This window comes from Sphingobium baderi (genome assembly GCF_001456115.1).
In the GTDB taxonomy this organism is placed as follows: domain Bacteria; phylum Pseudomonadota; class Alphaproteobacteria; order Sphingomonadales; family Sphingomonadaceae; genus Sphingobium; species Sphingobium baderi_A.
The window spans coordinates 3,573,066-3,589,415 of sequence record NZ_CP013264.1 but is presented as its reverse complement, the minus strand read 5'-3'; the positions used below and the strand labels follow the sequence as shown (position 1 = coordinate 3,589,415).

Genomic DNA, 16,350 nt, shown 5'->3' with positions numbered 1-16,350 from the left:
GCTTCCTATCGAAGGATAGATTGCGCCGCTCATCCAAGCTGCGAACGGCGCGATCTGCGCGAAAGGAAATATCATGGCAAAACGCAAGGTCATCATCAGCTGCGCGATTACAGGCGCAATCCATACGCCATCCATGTCGCCCTATTTGCCCGTAACCGCGGAAGAAATCGCGGAATCGGCAGTTGGCGCGGCGGAGGCAGGCGCGGCCATCATCCATTTGCATGCGCGCAATCCCGTCGACGGGCGTCCGGACCAGAATCCCGATTTGTTCGAGCCTTTTCTCAAGGTCATCAAGCAGCGCACGGACGCCGTGCTGAACCTGACCACGGGGGGGCACCCCTCCATGACGGTGCAGGAGCGCATTCGTCCTGCCCAGACTTTTGCTCCGGAAGTGGCCAGCCTCAACATGGGCACCATGGGCTTTGGCCTGTTCCCGATGTTGGATCGCTATAAATCGTTCAAACATGATTGGGAACCCGCCGCACTGGAAGCGTCGCGGGATCTCGTGTTCAAGAATACCTACGCCGACATCGAGCATCTGTTGGCAACTTTGTCGCCGCTGGGAACGCGTTTCGAGTTCGAATGCTACGACACCAGCCATCTTTACAATCTCAAATATTTTCTCGACCGCGGGCTAGTGAAAGCGCCGCTGTTTATTCAGACCTGCTTCGGCATATTGGGGGGCATTGGCAGCCATCCTGATGACATCATGCATATGAAGCGGACGGCCGATCGGCTGTTCGGCGATCAATATGAATGGTCCGTGCTGGGAGCTGGCGCACGCCAGATGAGCATCGTCGCCATGGCGGCTTCCATGGGCGGGAATGTTCGCATCGGTCTGGAGGATTCGCTGTGGGGTGGGCCGGGACGTCTAGCCGAAACCAATGCCGAGCAGGTCAAGACTGCGCGGCAGATTGTCGAGGGTATGGGTCTCGAAATCGCAACGCCTGACGAAGCGCGGGCCATGCTCGACCTTAAGGGTGCGGACCGGACAAACATCTGATGACAGGAAAAAGCGAGCCATTGGCCGGTATTCGTCTACTGGAGATCGACGCGATCGGCCCGGTACCGCTCGCAGCGATGTTATTGGCCGATATGGGCGCCGAGATCGTCCGCATAGCCAGGCCGCCATCGGCGGGAGCGGGGGACTGGGACGATGTGGGTGGCGACGTCCTTCATCGCAGCCGGGCCGTGGTCTATCTAGATCTCAAGAAGGATGCCGACCGCGAACAATTGCTTGATCTGGTCGAGCGTGCGGATGGTCTGATCGAGGGTTATCGGCCCGGCGTCATGGAGCGTTTGGGAGTTGGCCCAGACGTCTGTCTTGCACGCAATCCGCGCTTCATATTCGGTCGAATGACCGGATGGGGACAATCGGGACCGTTGGCGCTGCGGGCCGGCCACGACATCAATTATCTGTCCATCACCGGTGCGCTTCATGCGATGGGGGAAAGGCATGGGCCGCCGCCGGTGCCGCTCAATCTGGTGGGTGACTATGGCGGTGGGGCCATGTTCCTGATTTTCGGGATGTTGAGTGCGCTGCTTGCTGCCCAACGCACAGGTCAGGGGCAGGTGGTCGACGCTTGCATTACTGATGGGGTCGCGTCCTTGATGAGCCTTTTCTATGCGTGGCAGCCCAAGGGATTGTGGGTGGATGCTCCTGAATCCAATCTGCTGGACGGCGCCGCGCCCTTCTATCGCTGTTATGAATGCGCCGATGGACGGCATGTTGCAGTAGGGTGTCTGGAGCCCAAATTCTTTGCTCAAATGGTAGAAGGGCTGGGCCTTTCAGATCGGCAATATGATCAGAATGATCGAAACGGCTGGCCCGCGATGCAGAGCGACTTCGCCGCAGCCTTTCTGACGAAGGCGCGGGACGAATGGGCTGCCTTGTTCGCGGCCAGCGACGCCTGTGTCACGCCTGTCCTGTCGATGGAGGAGGCGCCTCACCATGCACATAATGAGGCGCGTGGAACCTTCATTCGGCGCAACGGCATCGTTCAGTCGGCGCCCGCGCCGAGATTGTCGTTGAACGCCGGTGTCATTGGTGAACCATCGCCCATCTCGATAGCGGAGCTGATCGCCGACTGGTCTTGATTGCTTTGCAGGATCGGACGTGATTGTCGCCTTCCCTCTACAAGGACAGGTTTTATGATAGTGAACGGGCGGCTAGACGGCAGGACATAGGATGCTTTGGAGAGGGCGGTCATGAAACTTGGCATATGCAGCATGTGGGGGGACCGGCTGGAGGCATTTCGTGAAGAGGTGCGGCTTGCCTCCGATCTGGGTTTCGAGCTGATTACCGTGGGGGATTCGCCTGCGGGCTGGCATGAACTTTATGTGTCGCTCACGCTTGCCGCGCTTGAGGCTCCCGAGGCGACATTGGCGCCCCTGGTGACTTCGCCCTTCATGCGGCATCCGCTGGTTACCGCATCTGCGCTCAGCACGATTGACGATCTGTCGGGTGGACGGGTCGCACTGGGATTGGCGACGGGCGGGAGCACGGTTCTGGCCATCGGACGGCCGCCCGCCACGCAAAAGGAAATTCGGACGGAACTGAGTGCGCTTCGCGAACTGTTCGCCGGGCGCCCGGTGGAACTGAATGGGGCTGAGATCAAGCCGCTGCGTTTCGCTCGTCAGATTCCGATCTATTATTCCGCATTCGGTCCCAAGGCACTGGCTCTTGCGGGGGAACAGGCCGACGGCGTCATTCTGTTCGCGGGCGATCAGCACGTGGATACGCTGAAGGATCGGATCGGCGCGGTCCGGGCAGCGGCTCAGGCGGCAGGACGCGATCCCCAATCGATAGATATCTGGGTTGTCTCCTTCGCCTCGATCCGTCCCAGCCGGTCAGAAGCCATAGACGATCTCAAGGCGTTCATCGTCGTAAACGGCATGGCTTTTCGCACGCCGGAATTGCTGGCGCGGGTTCCAACGCAGTTTCGCGGCAAGATCAAGGAACTTCATGCGCGGTACGATCCGACCGAGCATGTGGTTGTCGGTGGCAAGAATGTGGCCTTGATGGAAGAATTGGGACTTACCGAATTTCTGGCGGACTTTGATACGCTGGCGGGACCGGTTGAAGCCGCCACGGACATGTTGCGGGAGTTGGAGGCGCTGGGGGTCTCCACCTTCATTGCGGCCTTGCCCGGACATGCAGCGCCGCTGGAAACAATTCGAGGACTCGCACAAGCTCGGAGCGCGATGTGACACTGGACCTGCTGCATTTGAGCGAAGACGAAGCGGCCGGGATCGCAGCGGTGCTGGGATCCCGATCGCTTGCGGATATGATGGACGCCGCGGAAGGGATGACCCTGGCTGCCCATGGGCATTGCGTGACCTATTCCCGCAAGGTTTTCATTCCTCTCACAAAATTGTGCCGTGACGTCTGCCATTATTGCACTTTTGCCACCACGCCGGCTCGCGCTGGCGACGCGTATCTCAGCAGAGATGAGGTGCTGGCTATCGCTCGGGCGGGTGCGGCGGCCGGATGCCGGGAAGCATTATTCACGCTCGGAGACCAGCCGGAAGTTCGGTACGCCGCTGCGCGTCAGGCACTTGAGCAGTTGGGGCACGACTCCACAATGTCCTATCTCGCTGAAATGGCGGAATTGGTGTTCCGTGAGACGGGCTTGCTCCCTCATCTCAATCCGGGATTGATGAATGGTGCCGACTATGCGCTGCTGCGACCGCATGCGGCCTCCATGGGCATCATGCTGGAAAGCGGTTCTAACCGGCTGTGCGAGCGCGGCGGCCCGCATTTCGGTTCGCCTGACAAGGAACCGGCCTTACGCCTCGCATCCATTGAAGAAGCCGGACGGGCGCGGGTGCCATTCACAACCGGCCTGCTGATCGGCATTGGCGAAACCCGCGACGAGCAGGTGGAGGCGCTGGTCGCAATTCGTGACCTTCATCGTCGTTACGGTCATATTCAGGAAGTCATCATCCAGAATTTCCGGGCAAAGCCGGGTACAAGGATGGCGAACCATGCCGAACCGTCGCTTGACGATCATCTTTGGGCCATAGCAGCGGCGCGGATCATCCTTGGGCCTCAAATGACAATCCAGGCGCCACCCAATCTTCATGATCGTGTTGACCTGGCGCCGTTGATCCGTGCTGGCGTCAATGACTGGGGCGGTGTGTCGCCCGTAACGCCCGATCATGTGAACCCTGAAGCGCCCTGGCCGCATCTGGAAATATTGGAGGATGCCACCAAGGCGGCGGGACGCATGTTGCGGCAACGGCTCGCTATCGGTCCGCGCTACGCGCTCGCCGCGCGTGAATGGGCCGCACCGGCGGTCGCCACGCAGGTTTTACGCGCCATAGATGGACGGGGACTGCCCAAGGTCGATGACTGGTCCGCCGGACATGGCGATTCCGTTCCGGACATCGTGCCCGGAGACGCAGCCTATGCGTCCCGATCGGTTCTGTCGATCCTCGCTGCCGCAGAAGAGGGGAGGCGATTGAGCGAGCCGGACATCGTCAAGCTGTTCAATGCCGAGGAACATGATTTCGCCGCGATAGTCGGTTGGGCAGACCGGCTGCGTCAGCAGGCTGTTGGCGATACGCTGACCTATGCGATCAATCGCAATATCAACTACACCAATATCTGCCTCTATAAATGTGGTTTCTGTGCTTTCTCTAAAGGCAGCACCAAAGCCATGCGCGGGCCGGCCTACAAGCTCGATCTGGCCGAGGTTGGCCGCCGTGCGGCTGAAGCATGGGATCGGGGTGGGACTGAAGTATGCCTGCAAGGCGGAATTCACCCCGATTATGATGGCAATACCTATCTGGCCATCCTGAAGACGGTGCGTGAGGCGGCGCCGGGCATTCATATCCATGCTTTTTCGCCGTTGGAGGTGATGCACGGCGCCAGCACATTGGGCTTGCCGCTGGAGGATTATCTGGCGCGGTTGAAGGAGGCTGGTCTTTCCACGCTGCCGGGCACGGCGGCGGAGATCCTCGATCCAGAGGTTAGAGCCATCATCTGCCCTGACAAGGTGACGGCGGATGAATGGATCGAAGTGATGCGCGTGGCGCATGGGGTCGGGCTACGCAGCACGGCGACAATCATGTTCGGCCATGTCGAGGAATATCGGCACTGGGCGCGCCATCTGCTTCGCATTCGCGCCTTGCAGGAGGCGACCGGGGGCTTCACCGAATTCGTGCCGTTGCCTTTCGTGCATATGGAATCGCCGATCTGGCGCAAAGGTCTCGCGCGCTCGGGCCCAAGCTATCGCGAGGCGGTTTTGATGCATGCGGTCGCACGTATCGTGTTGCATCCGGTGATCCCGAATATACAGGTGTCCTGGGTGAAGATGGGACCCGAGGGCGCGTCGGCGATCCTGAACGCGGGCGCCAATGACATGGGTGGCACGTTGATGGACGAATCGATCACCCGCGCGGCAGGTGGCGTCAACGGGCAGGAGTTCGGTCCCAATGAAATGCGGGCCTTGGCGGCAATGGTAGGACGGCCCGTCCGCCAGCGCACCACGCTCTATCAACCGGTGCCTCCTCGGGCGGCAGTTCTTTCGGAGACACCATGACCGATCTGCAATATCCGTTGGACGGCAAAGTCGCGATGGTCACGGGTGGCGGGACCGGAATAGGACTGGCTACCGCTCTCATGTTGGCGAGCCGCGGGGCAAGAATTGCCGTGGCGGGGCGGGAGGCCGGAGCACTCGACGAAGCCGTCAGGCGAATTACGGAAAGGGGCGGCGAAGCGATTGCCGTCATCATGGATGTTGCCGTCGAAGAGACGGTAGAGAAGGGCATCGCGCAGGTCGTGGAACGTTTCGGCAGGCTGGATATCCTGCACAGCAACGCCGCCCAGACCGGTATGCTTGAGAGTGACGGCCTGATCGGGGATATGGATGCCGATTTCTGGGACCGGGCCTTCGCCGTCAACCTTCGGGGGGCGATGCTGACGGCAAAACATACTATCCCGCATATGCTTGTAGGCGGCGGTGGTTCGATCATCTTTACCGGATCGGGCAAGGGCCTGGCCGGGGATCTCGACTTCCCCGCCTATGGCACGACCAAGGCCGGTATGCTCAGCCTTTCGCGCTATATTGCCACGCAATATGGGAAGCGGGGTATACGTTCCAATGTCGTCGTGGTCGGACTGGTGATGACGGATGCCCTGGATCGCAATATGCCACCGCAGGCGCAGGCGCTGATGCGTGAGCATAATGTGGTCGACTATCTTGGCCGCCCGGAAGATATTGCAGAAGTTGTCGCTTTTCTGGCATCCGATCAATCCCGTTACGTCACTGGCACATCAATTGTGGCTGATGGTGGTTTCACCTCACATTCTGCGGTTTTTGCGGACATGATGCGCTTTGCCGCCAACCAATCAGAGGAAAAAATATGACAGTTCCTGCCATTGCCGTTGTCGGTGGCACCGGCAATCTCGGCGCTGCGATCGCGTGGCGACTCGCGCGTGCGGGCTATTCTGTGACGATCGGGTCGCGCAGCGCCGAAAGTGCGGAAAAGGCCGCGTCGGAATTGGGACATGGTCTGCGCGGCGGCGCCAATGCGGACGTCGCAGCCGGAGCCGACATCGTTATCGTGACGGTCCCCTTTGCCGCGCAGGAAGCGACCCTTCGCGACATTGCCCCTCATGTATCCGGTAAGCTGGTCGTGGATACTACCGTCCCGCTCGTTCCGCCTAAAGTGATGCGCGTCCAACTGCCGGATGAAGGTTCCGCCGCTCAAAAGGCGCGGAATGTGTTGGGCGATGATGTGACGCTTGTTTCCGCCTTCCATAATGTGGCCGCGCACAAACTGGCAAAGGATGTCGATGTCGGATGCGATGTGCTGGTTTTCGGTGATGACAAGGATGCCCGGTCGCGCATCGTCGCGCTGGCCGATGCCATGGGCCTGCGGGGGTTGCATGGGGGAGCACTCGTCAATTCGGCAGCGGCGGAGGCTTTGACGTCGATCCTTATTTTCATGAACAAGACATATAAGGTCGACGGGGCAGGCATTCGTATCACCGGGGAGTTGATTCCGCCGGAGGCGTGAAGGTTTTTGGCTGGAGAGGGCGATGACCCTCTCTTCGGACAGGGGCCAGCAGAAGTGGTCGATTGAGGGTAAGTGCTGGGCTACGGGAAACGTGGTCTGGCTTGGTTTTCAAGCTGTTTCCCCCCTTCCGGTGGGAAGGTGCTCCTGAAGCGACGCCGCCTATCCTTCCGGCTTAGAGAAACATGGGAGGACATAATGAAGCTTAACGTCGGCGTTCCAAACAGCATGCATGTTGCCGCTATGACGCAACCATGGGAATATGCTCTGACCGGAGACGATATCGGGCGTGCAATGGCGGTCGCCGATCAACTCGGCTTCAACAAATGCATGTTGGGTGAGCATTTCATCATCCCGGAAGAGCATATCGAACTTTCGGGCGACCATTATGTTCATGGCACAGTCGCGTTGTCTTTCCTGGCTGGCCGCACCAAGAACATGAAGCTGAGTTCTTCGGTTTCGATTCTGCCTTTGCAGAGCCCGATCGTGCAGGCGAAAGCCTGGTCGACGCTCGATTGGCTGAGCAGCGGGCGTGCGACGGCGCTGTTTGGCGTCGGCTGGCTGAAGGAGGAGTTCGACATGCTGGGCGTCGATTTCCGTCAGCGCGGGCGCATGGCCGACGAGTATGTCGCGGCGATCATCGAGCTGTGGACATCGGAAAAGCCCGAATTCGAAGGCGAGTTCGTCAGCTTCAAGAATGTCGGATTCGCGCCCAAGCCGGTGCAGAAGCCGCGTCTGCCGATCTGGTTCGGGGGCGATGCCGAACCGGTGCTGAAGCGCGTGGCAAAGTTTGGCGATGGTTGGTCGCCTTTCCGGACGCCGCCGGAAAAATTCCCCGAATGTCTCGATTTCATTCGGTCGCAGCCTGAATATGACGGGCGACCCATCGACATGTTCTTTGCACTGGAAATGCTCAATGTCGGCGCCCATCACGAAATTATGGATGACCCGCGCGCTCCTGGAACGCGCGACGCGCAGAAGGTCATCGACCAAGTGGGCTGGCTGAAGGAATTGGGGGTCAATGAAACCATCGTCCCGCTGCCGCCGGGCGTGTCAGGCTTGAACGAATATATCGAGCGGCTTCAGTGGGTCGCCGAAGAAATCATGCCGAAAATCTGAACCCTGCCGGGGGAAAGGGGCTGACAGGCGCTGCTTCCCCCATGTCGGTAAAAGAAGAATGGAACGGGAGGACTTGATGGCCCAATATGACGTGGTGGTAGTGGGGTCTGGTGCTGCGGGCTTGACGGCAGCGATCAGAGCCGCGTCCGCCGGGCTGTCGGTCCTCGTTCTTGAAAAGGCCGAACATTTCGGCGGCACGACATCGGTTTCGGGTGGCGGCATCTGGATTCCCGGCAGCCCGCAGGCAAAGGCCGCCGGTGTGGAGGACAACCGGACTGTCGTGCGCCAATATATATTGGACGTGATCGGGCCGACGGCCAATCCCGCGCTGATTGATACCTATCTGGATACAGGGCCGGAAATGGTGGAATGGCTGGATAAGCACAGCCAGGTACATTTCCTCCTCTCCCCGCCCAGCAGTGATTGGTATCCCGAAGTCGCCGGTTCTGCCGATCATGGCCGCCTGCTTGCGCCACAGGAATATGACGGCAAGAAGCTGGGCAATCATTTTGCCGAGCTGCGCCCGGCTCGCGAGGAATTCAACGCGCCCGGCGGTTTCATGATCGATCTGTTCGATCTTCCCTATCTGGCCGAGATGCCATCGCCCAAATCCCTGTTCCATTTTGGTAAGCTGGCGGCGAAGTTCGGCCTGGACAAGGCGCGCCGTTATCCCCGCGGAACGCGGCTCACCATGGGCAATGCGCTGGCTGCGCGGCTGATGCGATCGGCGATTGATGCCGGAGTGACTCTTCGCAAGGATGCCGCGGTCGACAAACTTCTAGTGAAGGGCGGCCGCGTGACCGGCGTGCGCGCGAATGGCGAAAATATCGACGCAAAGGTCGGAGTATTGTTGGCGTCGGGGGGCTTTTCAGCCAGCGAGCAGCTGCGTAAAGCCTATATTCCCTTTGCCGAGGAGCATGTTTCCATCCTGCCGTATGAAAATACCGGCGATGGCATGAATATGGGGCTGGAGGCGGGAGCTTCGCTCGACGGTGATAATCTGGTCAATGCGGTCTGGGCCGTGGTTTCCAAGATGACGCGCCCGGACGGCTATGTCGCGCGCTATGCACATCTGATCGACATGTCGAAACCCGGCTGCATCGCGGTCAATGCGAAGGGCGAGCGTTTTGGCAACGAGGCGTCCGTTCATTTCGTGGAAGCCATGCACAAGAGCGGCACCGTGCCGGCACACATCATCGGTGATGCCGCCTTCATTAAGAAATATGGCATGGGCATGGTTTATCCTGGCGGCGGCGGCCTCAAGAAGCTGATTGCGGCAGGCTATGTTACAGAGGCGCCCAGCCTGCGGGAGCTGGCCGATAAGATCGGGGTGGATGCCGATGGGCTGATGGCGACGGTGGCGAAAATGAATCGCTATGCTGAAACCGGTAAGGATCCGGAATTTGGCAAGGGCGATACGCAAATCGACATCGAGATTGGCGATCCGACGAACAAGCCCAATCCGTGCCTGGGCCGGTTGGAAAAGGCGCCTTTTTATGCCATCAAGATTTATCCGGGCGATGGGTCCACGACGGTGGGTCTCAAGATCGACGAGCAGTGCCGTGTGATCGGCGCGGACGGCGCGCCGGTGAAGGGCCTGTTCGCCGCAGGCCTCGACGCCAACTCCATCTGGCGCGGCAAATCGCCGGCCCATGGTTGTAATGTGGGGCCCGCCATGGTGACAGGCTATATTGCGGGCAAGGCAATGGCGGAGGAACTGGTTGGGGCATGACCGGGAACGCCCGCGCGATCAGTAGCGTGCGGGCAGATGAAGGTTCGCGCAGGCTCACCTTGCAGCAGTGGAGGGTGACGCGCGCGCTTTTACCGAGCGAGAGAGATTGAGCCTCAATCGCCCATAACTGCCGCACCGATCTCTATTTTGGGACTGCAATTACCCTGCATCGAAGCGCATATCCCTCTGGCAACACTGGTTGCGCGCATGAGTGATTTTGCGTTTCGACGAAGGCAGGGTTCAGTGCTTGTGCGGCGGCCTTCTCGCAGGGCCGGTGCAGCTCAACCTGTAGCTGTTCCGGCGCGAGCGCGGGCGGTCGCAACCAGCTTGTAAAGACCGGCATTATATTCGGTGAGCTGTTCCATGGTCAGATCCCGATAAGGCGTCATCGGACAGAGCGAATCCACGACATCCCAGAACGGCTCGATCTTTTCGAGCACTTCGTCAACCGAGCCGCAGGTTACGAAGGCTTCGACCATTTCGTCTGACACATTGCCGATGACCTTGGCGATGTCGCCATGTTCGCCCAAGCTTAGCTGGCAGGCGCGGGCCTGATCGCCAAAGCCGATCGCTTCGAAAAAGGGCTCATATTCCTTGTAGCCGGAATAAGCTGCGACGGTGGCGCGGCTGTCATCGATTGCCTTCTGCTTGTCATCATTGACCGCAATCCATGGCCAGGCGTTGATTTCGACATCCTCGCGCTTGCGACCGAATTTGGCCAGCGTCTCGTTTATGAAGGGCAGGCGGCTCTTCGTATAGGCTGCGGACCAGAGGGCATGGACCATGAGGCCGTCGCCGACTTCCAGCGCAAGAGCGGTCATCTTGTCCTGCAACGCCGCGATCCAGATCGGAATCTCCTCTCGCACTGGCGGCGCGGTGAGCATCATCTCCTCAAAATCGGCGGAGAAATATTCTCCCTTGATGGGGTCGAGCCCTTTATGCGCGTTGGCGACCACATAGCGGATAACCTTCACGCTCTCGCGTAAATGGCTGAGCAGCTTGCGTTCCGGCTCACCATACATGCCCGTGACGCAGCTTTTAATGCTGGAGCCCAGGCCCAATATGAAGCGTCCGCTGGAAATCCGGTCTACGTCCATTGCCGCGTAAGCAGTCTCCACCGGGCTGCGCGTACCCGCAATGGCGACACCGGTGCCGACTTTGAGGTTGCTCGTCAGCGCCGCAGTGGCAGCCATCGGCACAAAGGGCGGGCCGTAGATCTGAAGCGAGAAGCAGCCTTCGAAGCCAGCCTCTTCCATCTGCTGGCCGATACCGGCCATGACAGGAGCGGGAAGGGTAGGCATGACGGCCCACCAGCGGCGTTCGCCGCCGACAGCATTGACGAGTTTGGGCATGAGCCCTCCAAATAAAAAAAAGGCGGGCATCGCTGCCCGCCCATTGGGAAATTCAGATCAGAACTGGAACAGTTCCTTACGCAGGCCGATGATGTCGCTGCAATCAGCGCTGACATTGTCGCGATAGGCGAAATCGCCCTTCGCCTGCCGGTCAGCCAATTCCATCATGGCCATGCGATAGCGTTGCCCGGCCTGATCGAACTTGCTGTGCAAATCCTTGCGGTCGGTGTGACGCATGTAGCGCGGGCTTTGCGGCGAGGTCATATAGCTGTCCTGACGCGACACCTTGTAGCCCGCTTTGGGCATGACGTGACGGAACATGAGACCCGCATTGGATGTGTTCATGACCATTTCCATCCGCGTGCGATCACGCGTCTCGGGCGTGCAGGGGTGGAATAGGGGCACATCGTCGCCGGGTGTGAAACGGCCATAGGCGATCGCACAGTGCGAGCGCAGATAAATGCGGATCACCTGCCGCACATTCTGGGTCGGCTGCTTGATGCCGCTGAAGAATTTCATCACCGGCGCCACCGACTTGTTGACACAGGTGCGGATCATCGTGACCGTTTCGCTGTCGTAATAGGTTTCAACCGTCTCGCTATCCGAACGCTCATCGCCAACCACGTCGGCGTGAAGGAAGTCGGCGTGCGTGAGGTCGATCAGATTTTCCAGGCTGATAGGTGCTGAACATTCGAACCGGACGGTCGAAGTCATGTGCCGGGGCAGGCCGCCCTTGGGAGGCAGGAAGGGCAGGCTGGGGAGATGAACCGGATCGGCTGCCAGTGGATTGCCGAACCAGACCCACACTACGCCATAATGTTCCATGACCGGATAGCGACCGCGAACATCGGTATATTCGCTCTTGTCGCGGGCGATCCGTTCATTGGGATGAAATTCGCTCGCAACGACGACGCCATTGTCGCGCCACAGGAAGATGGGATTTGAATAAACGGCGCGGCGGACGGGTTTGCCTGTCACGGAATAATTATGCGCGACTGGAAACCAACTGTCCCGCATCACGATATCATGCGGCACCCAACGATTGATGGCGTTCATCGCAATTGGGCTGCCACCCGACGTAGTGGCTGAATTTTCGTCGTGGGAGACGGAACGATCGGCGACTTCGAGCATCTTCAAATCCTCCTTCAGGCCGCTACGGTCTGATCATTGGTCACTGGCGAGCCTTCCAGCATCGCGTTGCGTAAATCCTCGCCATGCAGTGAGACAGTGGGTTTCGTGACGCGGAGTTTCGTTCCGTCGACCGAAGACAGCACCGACAGCGGATTGATCCCGCGCAGCACGGCGCCGCGCAGCCCCGGATGGCGAACGCCCAGTTCAGCGCGCCAGCGGACGGCCGTCACGCCGCGTGCCGAAGGCACGGGGGAGAGAACGGCGTGGAGCAATTCGTTGAACTGCTCATCGCGCAGCGTCAGCTGGGTTTCGCCGGTCAGCGGATGGGTCCGCGTCAGCAGGGTAAGAGGGAATTCCGCGACGAAATGCGACGGCCAGTGCAACGGATGCCACTGGCAGTTGCGTTCCATCACCAGCAGTCCGCCTTCTTCGTGCAATTCCGACATCAGATAGGAGCTGAAGTGGACGCCCCGGATCGAGATGATGAGGTTCGGATCATCGTAGAGGGCGTTCAAATATTCCTGATGGCTGCAACTGACGTTCACCGTACCGCAATAGGTATATTTGGGGTCGGCGCGCAGCGGCGCTTCCGCCTTGGGATTGAGGCAGACCCGAACGAAGCCGCCCTGTTCGCTGACGCCAAAGGCATTGGCCTTGTAGATCGGCGGAAATTTCTGCTGATCCTTCATGTTCGGGATTTCCTTCAGGCGTCCCGATTCACCGTCATAGCTCCAGCCATGATAGCCGCACTGAATCCATCCATTGTCGCGGATGCAACCCAGCGACAGCGGTGCGCGGCGATGCGGGCAGCGGTCTTCCAGCGCGCGGGCAATGCCCTGATTGTCGCGCCACAGCACAACAGGCTGGTCGCCGATATCGACGGATAGCGGCTTTTCGGAGGTTACTTCCTCAGACCGTGCGACGGCCCACCACAAATCAGAATCGAGACTCATAAGGCAATCCAATCTCCTTTCGATTAAATTGACGGATGACAATTTATATGTCAACGTTTTTCACTATGGATCAATTGATGCTTGATCGACCTCAGCGTGCTCGCGGCCGTCCCGCGCTCAATGCCAAGCAGGCGGTGGATGAGGACAAGTTGCTGGGGCTGGCCTTTGCGACCTTTGCGGAACGGGGCTATGAGGGGACGACGTTACGCGACCTCTCGAAGCGGTTGGGGGTCAGCCATAATCTGCTGAATGTCCGGTTCGGCCGGAAAGAGGATCTGTGGATACGCGCGGTCGACTGGCGCATGGCCCAGGCATCGCCTTTCGTTGAAACCGCCTTCGATGAACGCGCCGATCCGGAAGTGCGGTTGCGCCACTTGATCCAGCGCTTTTGCCTGTGGGCCACGCGCAATGGCGACATCGTATCGCTCACCAATGTCGAAGGTTGTCGCTCCACCTGGCGACTCGACCATATTGTCGAACATTTCGTGCTGCCATTCCAGCGGCGGCTCGACAGTCTGTTGGACGCGGTGCGGTTGCAGCGGCCGGTTGATGGCCTGTCGACGGCGGCGCTGATGGCGCTGTTGGTGCAGGGGGTTGGCTATTATTTCTGTGCCGTGCCGATGCAGCAACGGTTGGGAGCGGGGCATGAAGTGGATGATGCCCACGCAGTACGGCAGGCAGAGCGCCTGGCGGCTTTTCTGCTTGCCGCCCTCCTTCCGCCTGTCGTTTGACTGGCGGAAGGAGGGCGGCAATCCAGAGAGGCTTATTTATATGGATCGACCGGCTGCGGCACTTCAACGACACCGATGTCCTTGAGCATGGTCAACACGTCGGAAATGCTGAAGATGCTGACGATCTTGTCGTCCTTGAACTTGACGATCGAGAACCAGTTGACCTGAAACTCGTTGCCGGTGGGCTGCACGCCCATATAGGGACCACCGACATGCTTGCAGTAGTGGGTGGCGTAGATCCAGATTTCATCGTCGCCCTTGCCGACCGCGTCGATGGTCTTGTAGGCGGCGGGGAAGAAGGTTTTGTAGAGCGCGACCGGCGAGGTCTTCCACTGCTCATACGTGCCCAGATCCGGTCGATTTGGATTTCCATAGCGAAAATCGGGATGGAAGAAGCGATCCATCCCATCAAAATCGCCTGCGTTCAGGGTTTCCTGCAGATCGGTCCAGTGCTTGACCATCTTCTTCTGCTTGTCGGTGAGCACGGTCGATCCCGACACGTCAAGCTGATCACGAATAGGTTCTTTCCAGGCCACGATAATCCTCTCATTCACTAAAGGTTGGGGGCAAAAAACTCAGTCTTCGGGCGCTATGGTGACCGTAAGGCCTGATAGAGCGTCCGTCATCACGACCTGACAGGACAGGCGCGAATAGTCGTTGCGATGCGGCGATCCATCCAGCAAATCGCTTTCGTCGTCCGACACCGGGGGCAGGGATGCTGCGAAGGCCGGATCGACATAGACATGGCAGGTGGCGCAGGAACAGCAGCCGCCGCATAGTGCCAGCAACTCATCGAAGCCGGCATCGCGAATGGCTTCCATCACCGAGACATCGGCGGTTGCATTGATAATCTGCTGGGCGCCGTCGCGAGTGATGACGTTCAATTCAGGCATGACGTTCCTCTGCTGGAATCGAGATTGAGCCCTCCTAATCGTGCCGCCCCGACTTCCCTCCTGTCGAAAGGCAGGTCGCGGGATCGGCTATTTGACTTCGACCTGAACCGGGAAGCGATCGAAATAGAAGGCGAAGGGCTGGCGTAGCTCCTCTCCCGTCACGTGGAAATCGCGTTCCAGATCGTAGACGATCTTCCCCTTGGCCTGCTCGCCATGCTCGGCCAGATAGCTGTGCAGATCGGCCAGTGCCTGATCGGTCAGTGGAATGTCGGCGATGCGGTATATTTCTTTCAGGATAGGATCGGGATTCCTGATCCATTCGTGAAAATAGACGTCGATCGTCTGGTCCGGAGGGAGGATGTCGCGATCCCGAACACAGGCGCGGAGCAGCTTTTCATAGCGGTCGGGCCAGTAGCCGAGCGGTTCCTGAATATCGATCTTCTTGCGGAACATCCGTGCGGCATAGGTGTACATGGTGAGCTGAGACCGGATCGAGCCGACTGGATCGCGGTGGGTCAGGACGAAGGTGGCGTCCGGGAAAGTCTTATAGAGCGCAGGCAACTGCTCCATATGCTGCGGACATTTGATGACCCAGCGGTTCGGGCCATTCAGGAATGTCAGCACCTGAAGGCATTTCTTCAGATAGGCATAGGTGCCCGACTGATCGTGGCTCAGATAATAGTCGCGCCAGCGCGGCACCAATGCCAGCCACTCGATCAGATAGGAGGAAAAGTCGGGTGCCTGAAGCTCGATGTCCTCGCTGATATGGTCGGGCGAAAATTCATGCATGATCGCCATATAAGGCAGGATGGATTCCATCATCCGCCAGCCATGTTCCGCCTTGGTCCAGCGGGGATTGTCGTCCTCTGCGGTGGGGATTTCGTCGGGCGCGGGGACCGGCGCGATCGCTTCCCACCAGGGCAGCGAGCGAAAGCGGCGATCGGCCGACAACAGGCCGAGCAGATGGGTGGTGCCCGATCGTGGAAGGCCCGCTACGATGATCGGCCGGTCGATCTGGATATCCAATATTTCCGGATGGCGCTTCACGATGTCTTCGATCCGCAAGCGGGTCGCGGCATAGCGGATCATCATCTGGAACAGATTGGCGCGCGTGACGGCTGAGGCATTGCCGTCCTCGTCTATGGCCTGGCACCATATGGCCAGCCGCTCGCGAAAATCGTCCGCGCCGAAATCCGACAAGCTCGTCTGCGCCTGTGCCGCACCCAGGATGATTTCCGGTTGAAAGACGATCTGATCCGCCGCCGCTTCCGCCCCGGCCATCACCTGCTTCTGAACATCGGTCAGCACGGGATGATGAAGGTCGGTAATATCGATGATATTCTGGCGCGCGGCCTTTTCCTGCGCGGGACTGCCCATATCGCTCTCCTTGCATTTGATGCGCCAATTAAAAACGCC

15 protein-coding genes are annotated in these 16,350 nt (G+C 59.3%); 9 read left to right on the top strand and 6 right to left on the bottom strand.

All coding sequences use genetic code 11. The annotated features are described in order from the left end of the window. Positions 1-73: 73 nt before the first annotated feature. From kce to ATN00_RS17505, 8 genes are all read left to right on the top strand, one after another. A complete protein-coding gene (kce, locus tag ATN00_RS17540) occupies positions 74-1,003 on the top strand; it encodes a 3,5-dioxohexanoate:acetyl-CoA acetone transferase (protein WP_062067022.1) in 930 nt (309 codons plus the stop codon). Continuing rightward, the gene (locus tag ATN00_RS17535; RefSeq protein ID WP_062067019.1) at positions 1,003-2,097 is read left to right on the top strand and encodes a CaiB/BaiF CoA transferase family protein; all 1,095 of its coding nucleotides are present in this window, start codon (positions 1,003-1,005) and stop codon (positions 2,095-2,097) included. Before kce ends, ATN00_RS17535 begins: the two co-directional genes overlap by 1 nt. 111 nt (positions 2,098-2,208) lie before the next feature. After that, complete coding sequence (locus ATN00_RS17530) at positions 2,209-3,210, top strand: LLM class flavin-dependent oxidoreductase (protein ID WP_062067016.1); 1,002 nt, start codon at positions 2,209-2,211, stop codon at positions 3,208-3,210. Then, on the top strand, positions 3,207-5,546 hold the full coding sequence (cofH, locus tag ATN00_RS17525) for a 5-amino-6-(D-ribitylamino)uracil--L-tyrosine 4-hydroxyphenyl transferase CofH (RefSeq protein ID WP_062067013.1): 2,340 nt from the start codon (positions 3,207-3,209) through the stop codon (positions 5,544-5,546). Before ATN00_RS17530 ends, cofH begins: the two co-directional genes overlap by 4 nt. Next, on the top strand, positions 5,543-6,373 hold the full coding sequence (locus tag ATN00_RS17520) for an SDR family NAD(P)-dependent oxidoreductase (protein WP_062067010.1): 831 nt from the start codon (positions 5,543-5,545) through the stop codon (positions 6,371-6,373). Before cofH ends, ATN00_RS17520 begins: the two co-directional genes overlap by 4 nt. After that, a complete protein-coding gene (npdG, locus tag ATN00_RS17515) occupies positions 6,370-7,026 on the top strand; it encodes an NADPH-dependent F420 reductase (RefSeq protein WP_062067007.1) in 657 nt (218 codons plus the stop codon). The genes ATN00_RS17520 and npdG overlap by 4 nt, the downstream gene beginning before the upstream one ends. A gap of 240 nt (positions 7,027-7,266) precedes the next feature. After that, complete coding sequence (locus tag ATN00_RS17510) at positions 7,267-8,142, top strand: TIGR03619 family F420-dependent LLM class oxidoreductase (protein WP_420496685.1); 876 nt, start codon at positions 7,267-7,269, stop codon at positions 8,140-8,142. 58 nt (positions 8,143-8,200) lie between these two features. After that, a complete protein-coding gene (locus tag ATN00_RS17505; protein ID WP_082635238.1) occupies positions 8,201-9,874 on the top strand; it encodes an FAD-dependent oxidoreductase in 1,674 nt (557 codons plus the stop codon). 281 nt (positions 9,875-10,155) lie between these two features. On the opposite strand, the gene ATN00_RS17500 is transcribed toward ATN00_RS17505, so the two are convergent. Genes ATN00_RS17500 through ATN00_RS17490 form a run of 3 tightly spaced genes read right to left on the bottom strand, consistent with a single transcriptional unit; the run spans position 10,156 to position 13,310 of the window. Beyond that, positions 10,156-11,226, bottom strand: a complete 1,071-nt coding sequence (locus ATN00_RS17500; protein WP_062067001.1) for an LLM class flavin-dependent oxidoreductase — start codon at positions 11,224-11,226, stop codon at positions 10,156-10,158. 57 nt (positions 11,227-11,283) lie between these two features. Beyond that, positions 11,284-12,357: a hypothetical protein gene (locus ATN00_RS17495; protein WP_062066998.1), complete on the bottom strand. Its 1,074-nt coding sequence runs from the start codon at positions 12,355-12,357 to the stop codon at positions 11,284-11,286. 14 nt (positions 12,358-12,371) lie between these two features. Then, positions 12,372-13,310, bottom strand: coding sequence for a Rieske (2Fe-2S) protein (locus ATN00_RS17490; protein ID WP_062066995.1), 939 nt, complete (start codon positions 13,308-13,310; stop codon positions 12,372-12,374). A 77-nt stretch (positions 13,311-13,387) separates the two neighbouring features. Here ATN00_RS17490 and ATN00_RS17485 point away from each other — a divergent pair, with 77 nt between their 5' ends. Then, positions 13,388-14,041, top strand: coding sequence for a TetR/AcrR family transcriptional regulator (locus ATN00_RS17485; protein WP_231746321.1), 654 nt, complete (start codon positions 13,388-13,390; stop codon positions 14,039-14,041). Positions 14,042-14,073: 32 nt separating this feature from the next. Here ATN00_RS17485 and ATN00_RS17480 read toward each other — a convergent pair whose 3' ends face one another. From ATN00_RS17480 to ATN00_RS17470, 3 genes are all read right to left on the bottom strand, one after another. Beyond that, a complete protein-coding gene (locus ATN00_RS17480) occupies positions 14,074-14,577 on the bottom strand; it encodes an ester cyclase (protein WP_062066990.1) in 504 nt (167 codons plus the stop codon). 39 nt (positions 14,578-14,616) lie between these two features. Next, positions 14,617-14,934 carry a 2Fe-2S iron-sulfur cluster-binding protein gene (locus ATN00_RS17475; protein ID WP_062066988.1) on the bottom strand — a complete coding sequence of 106 codons (318 nt, stop codon included), beginning with the start codon at positions 14,932-14,934 and terminating at the stop codon, positions 14,617-14,619. 87 nt (positions 14,935-15,021) lie between these two features. Then, positions 15,022-16,311 (bottom strand): sulfotransferase family protein, encoded by a 1,290-nt coding sequence (locus tag ATN00_RS17470; RefSeq protein WP_062068951.1) that lies wholly within the window; start codon positions 16,309-16,311, stop codon positions 15,022-15,024. Between the last annotated feature and the right edge of the window lie 39 nt (positions 16,312-16,350).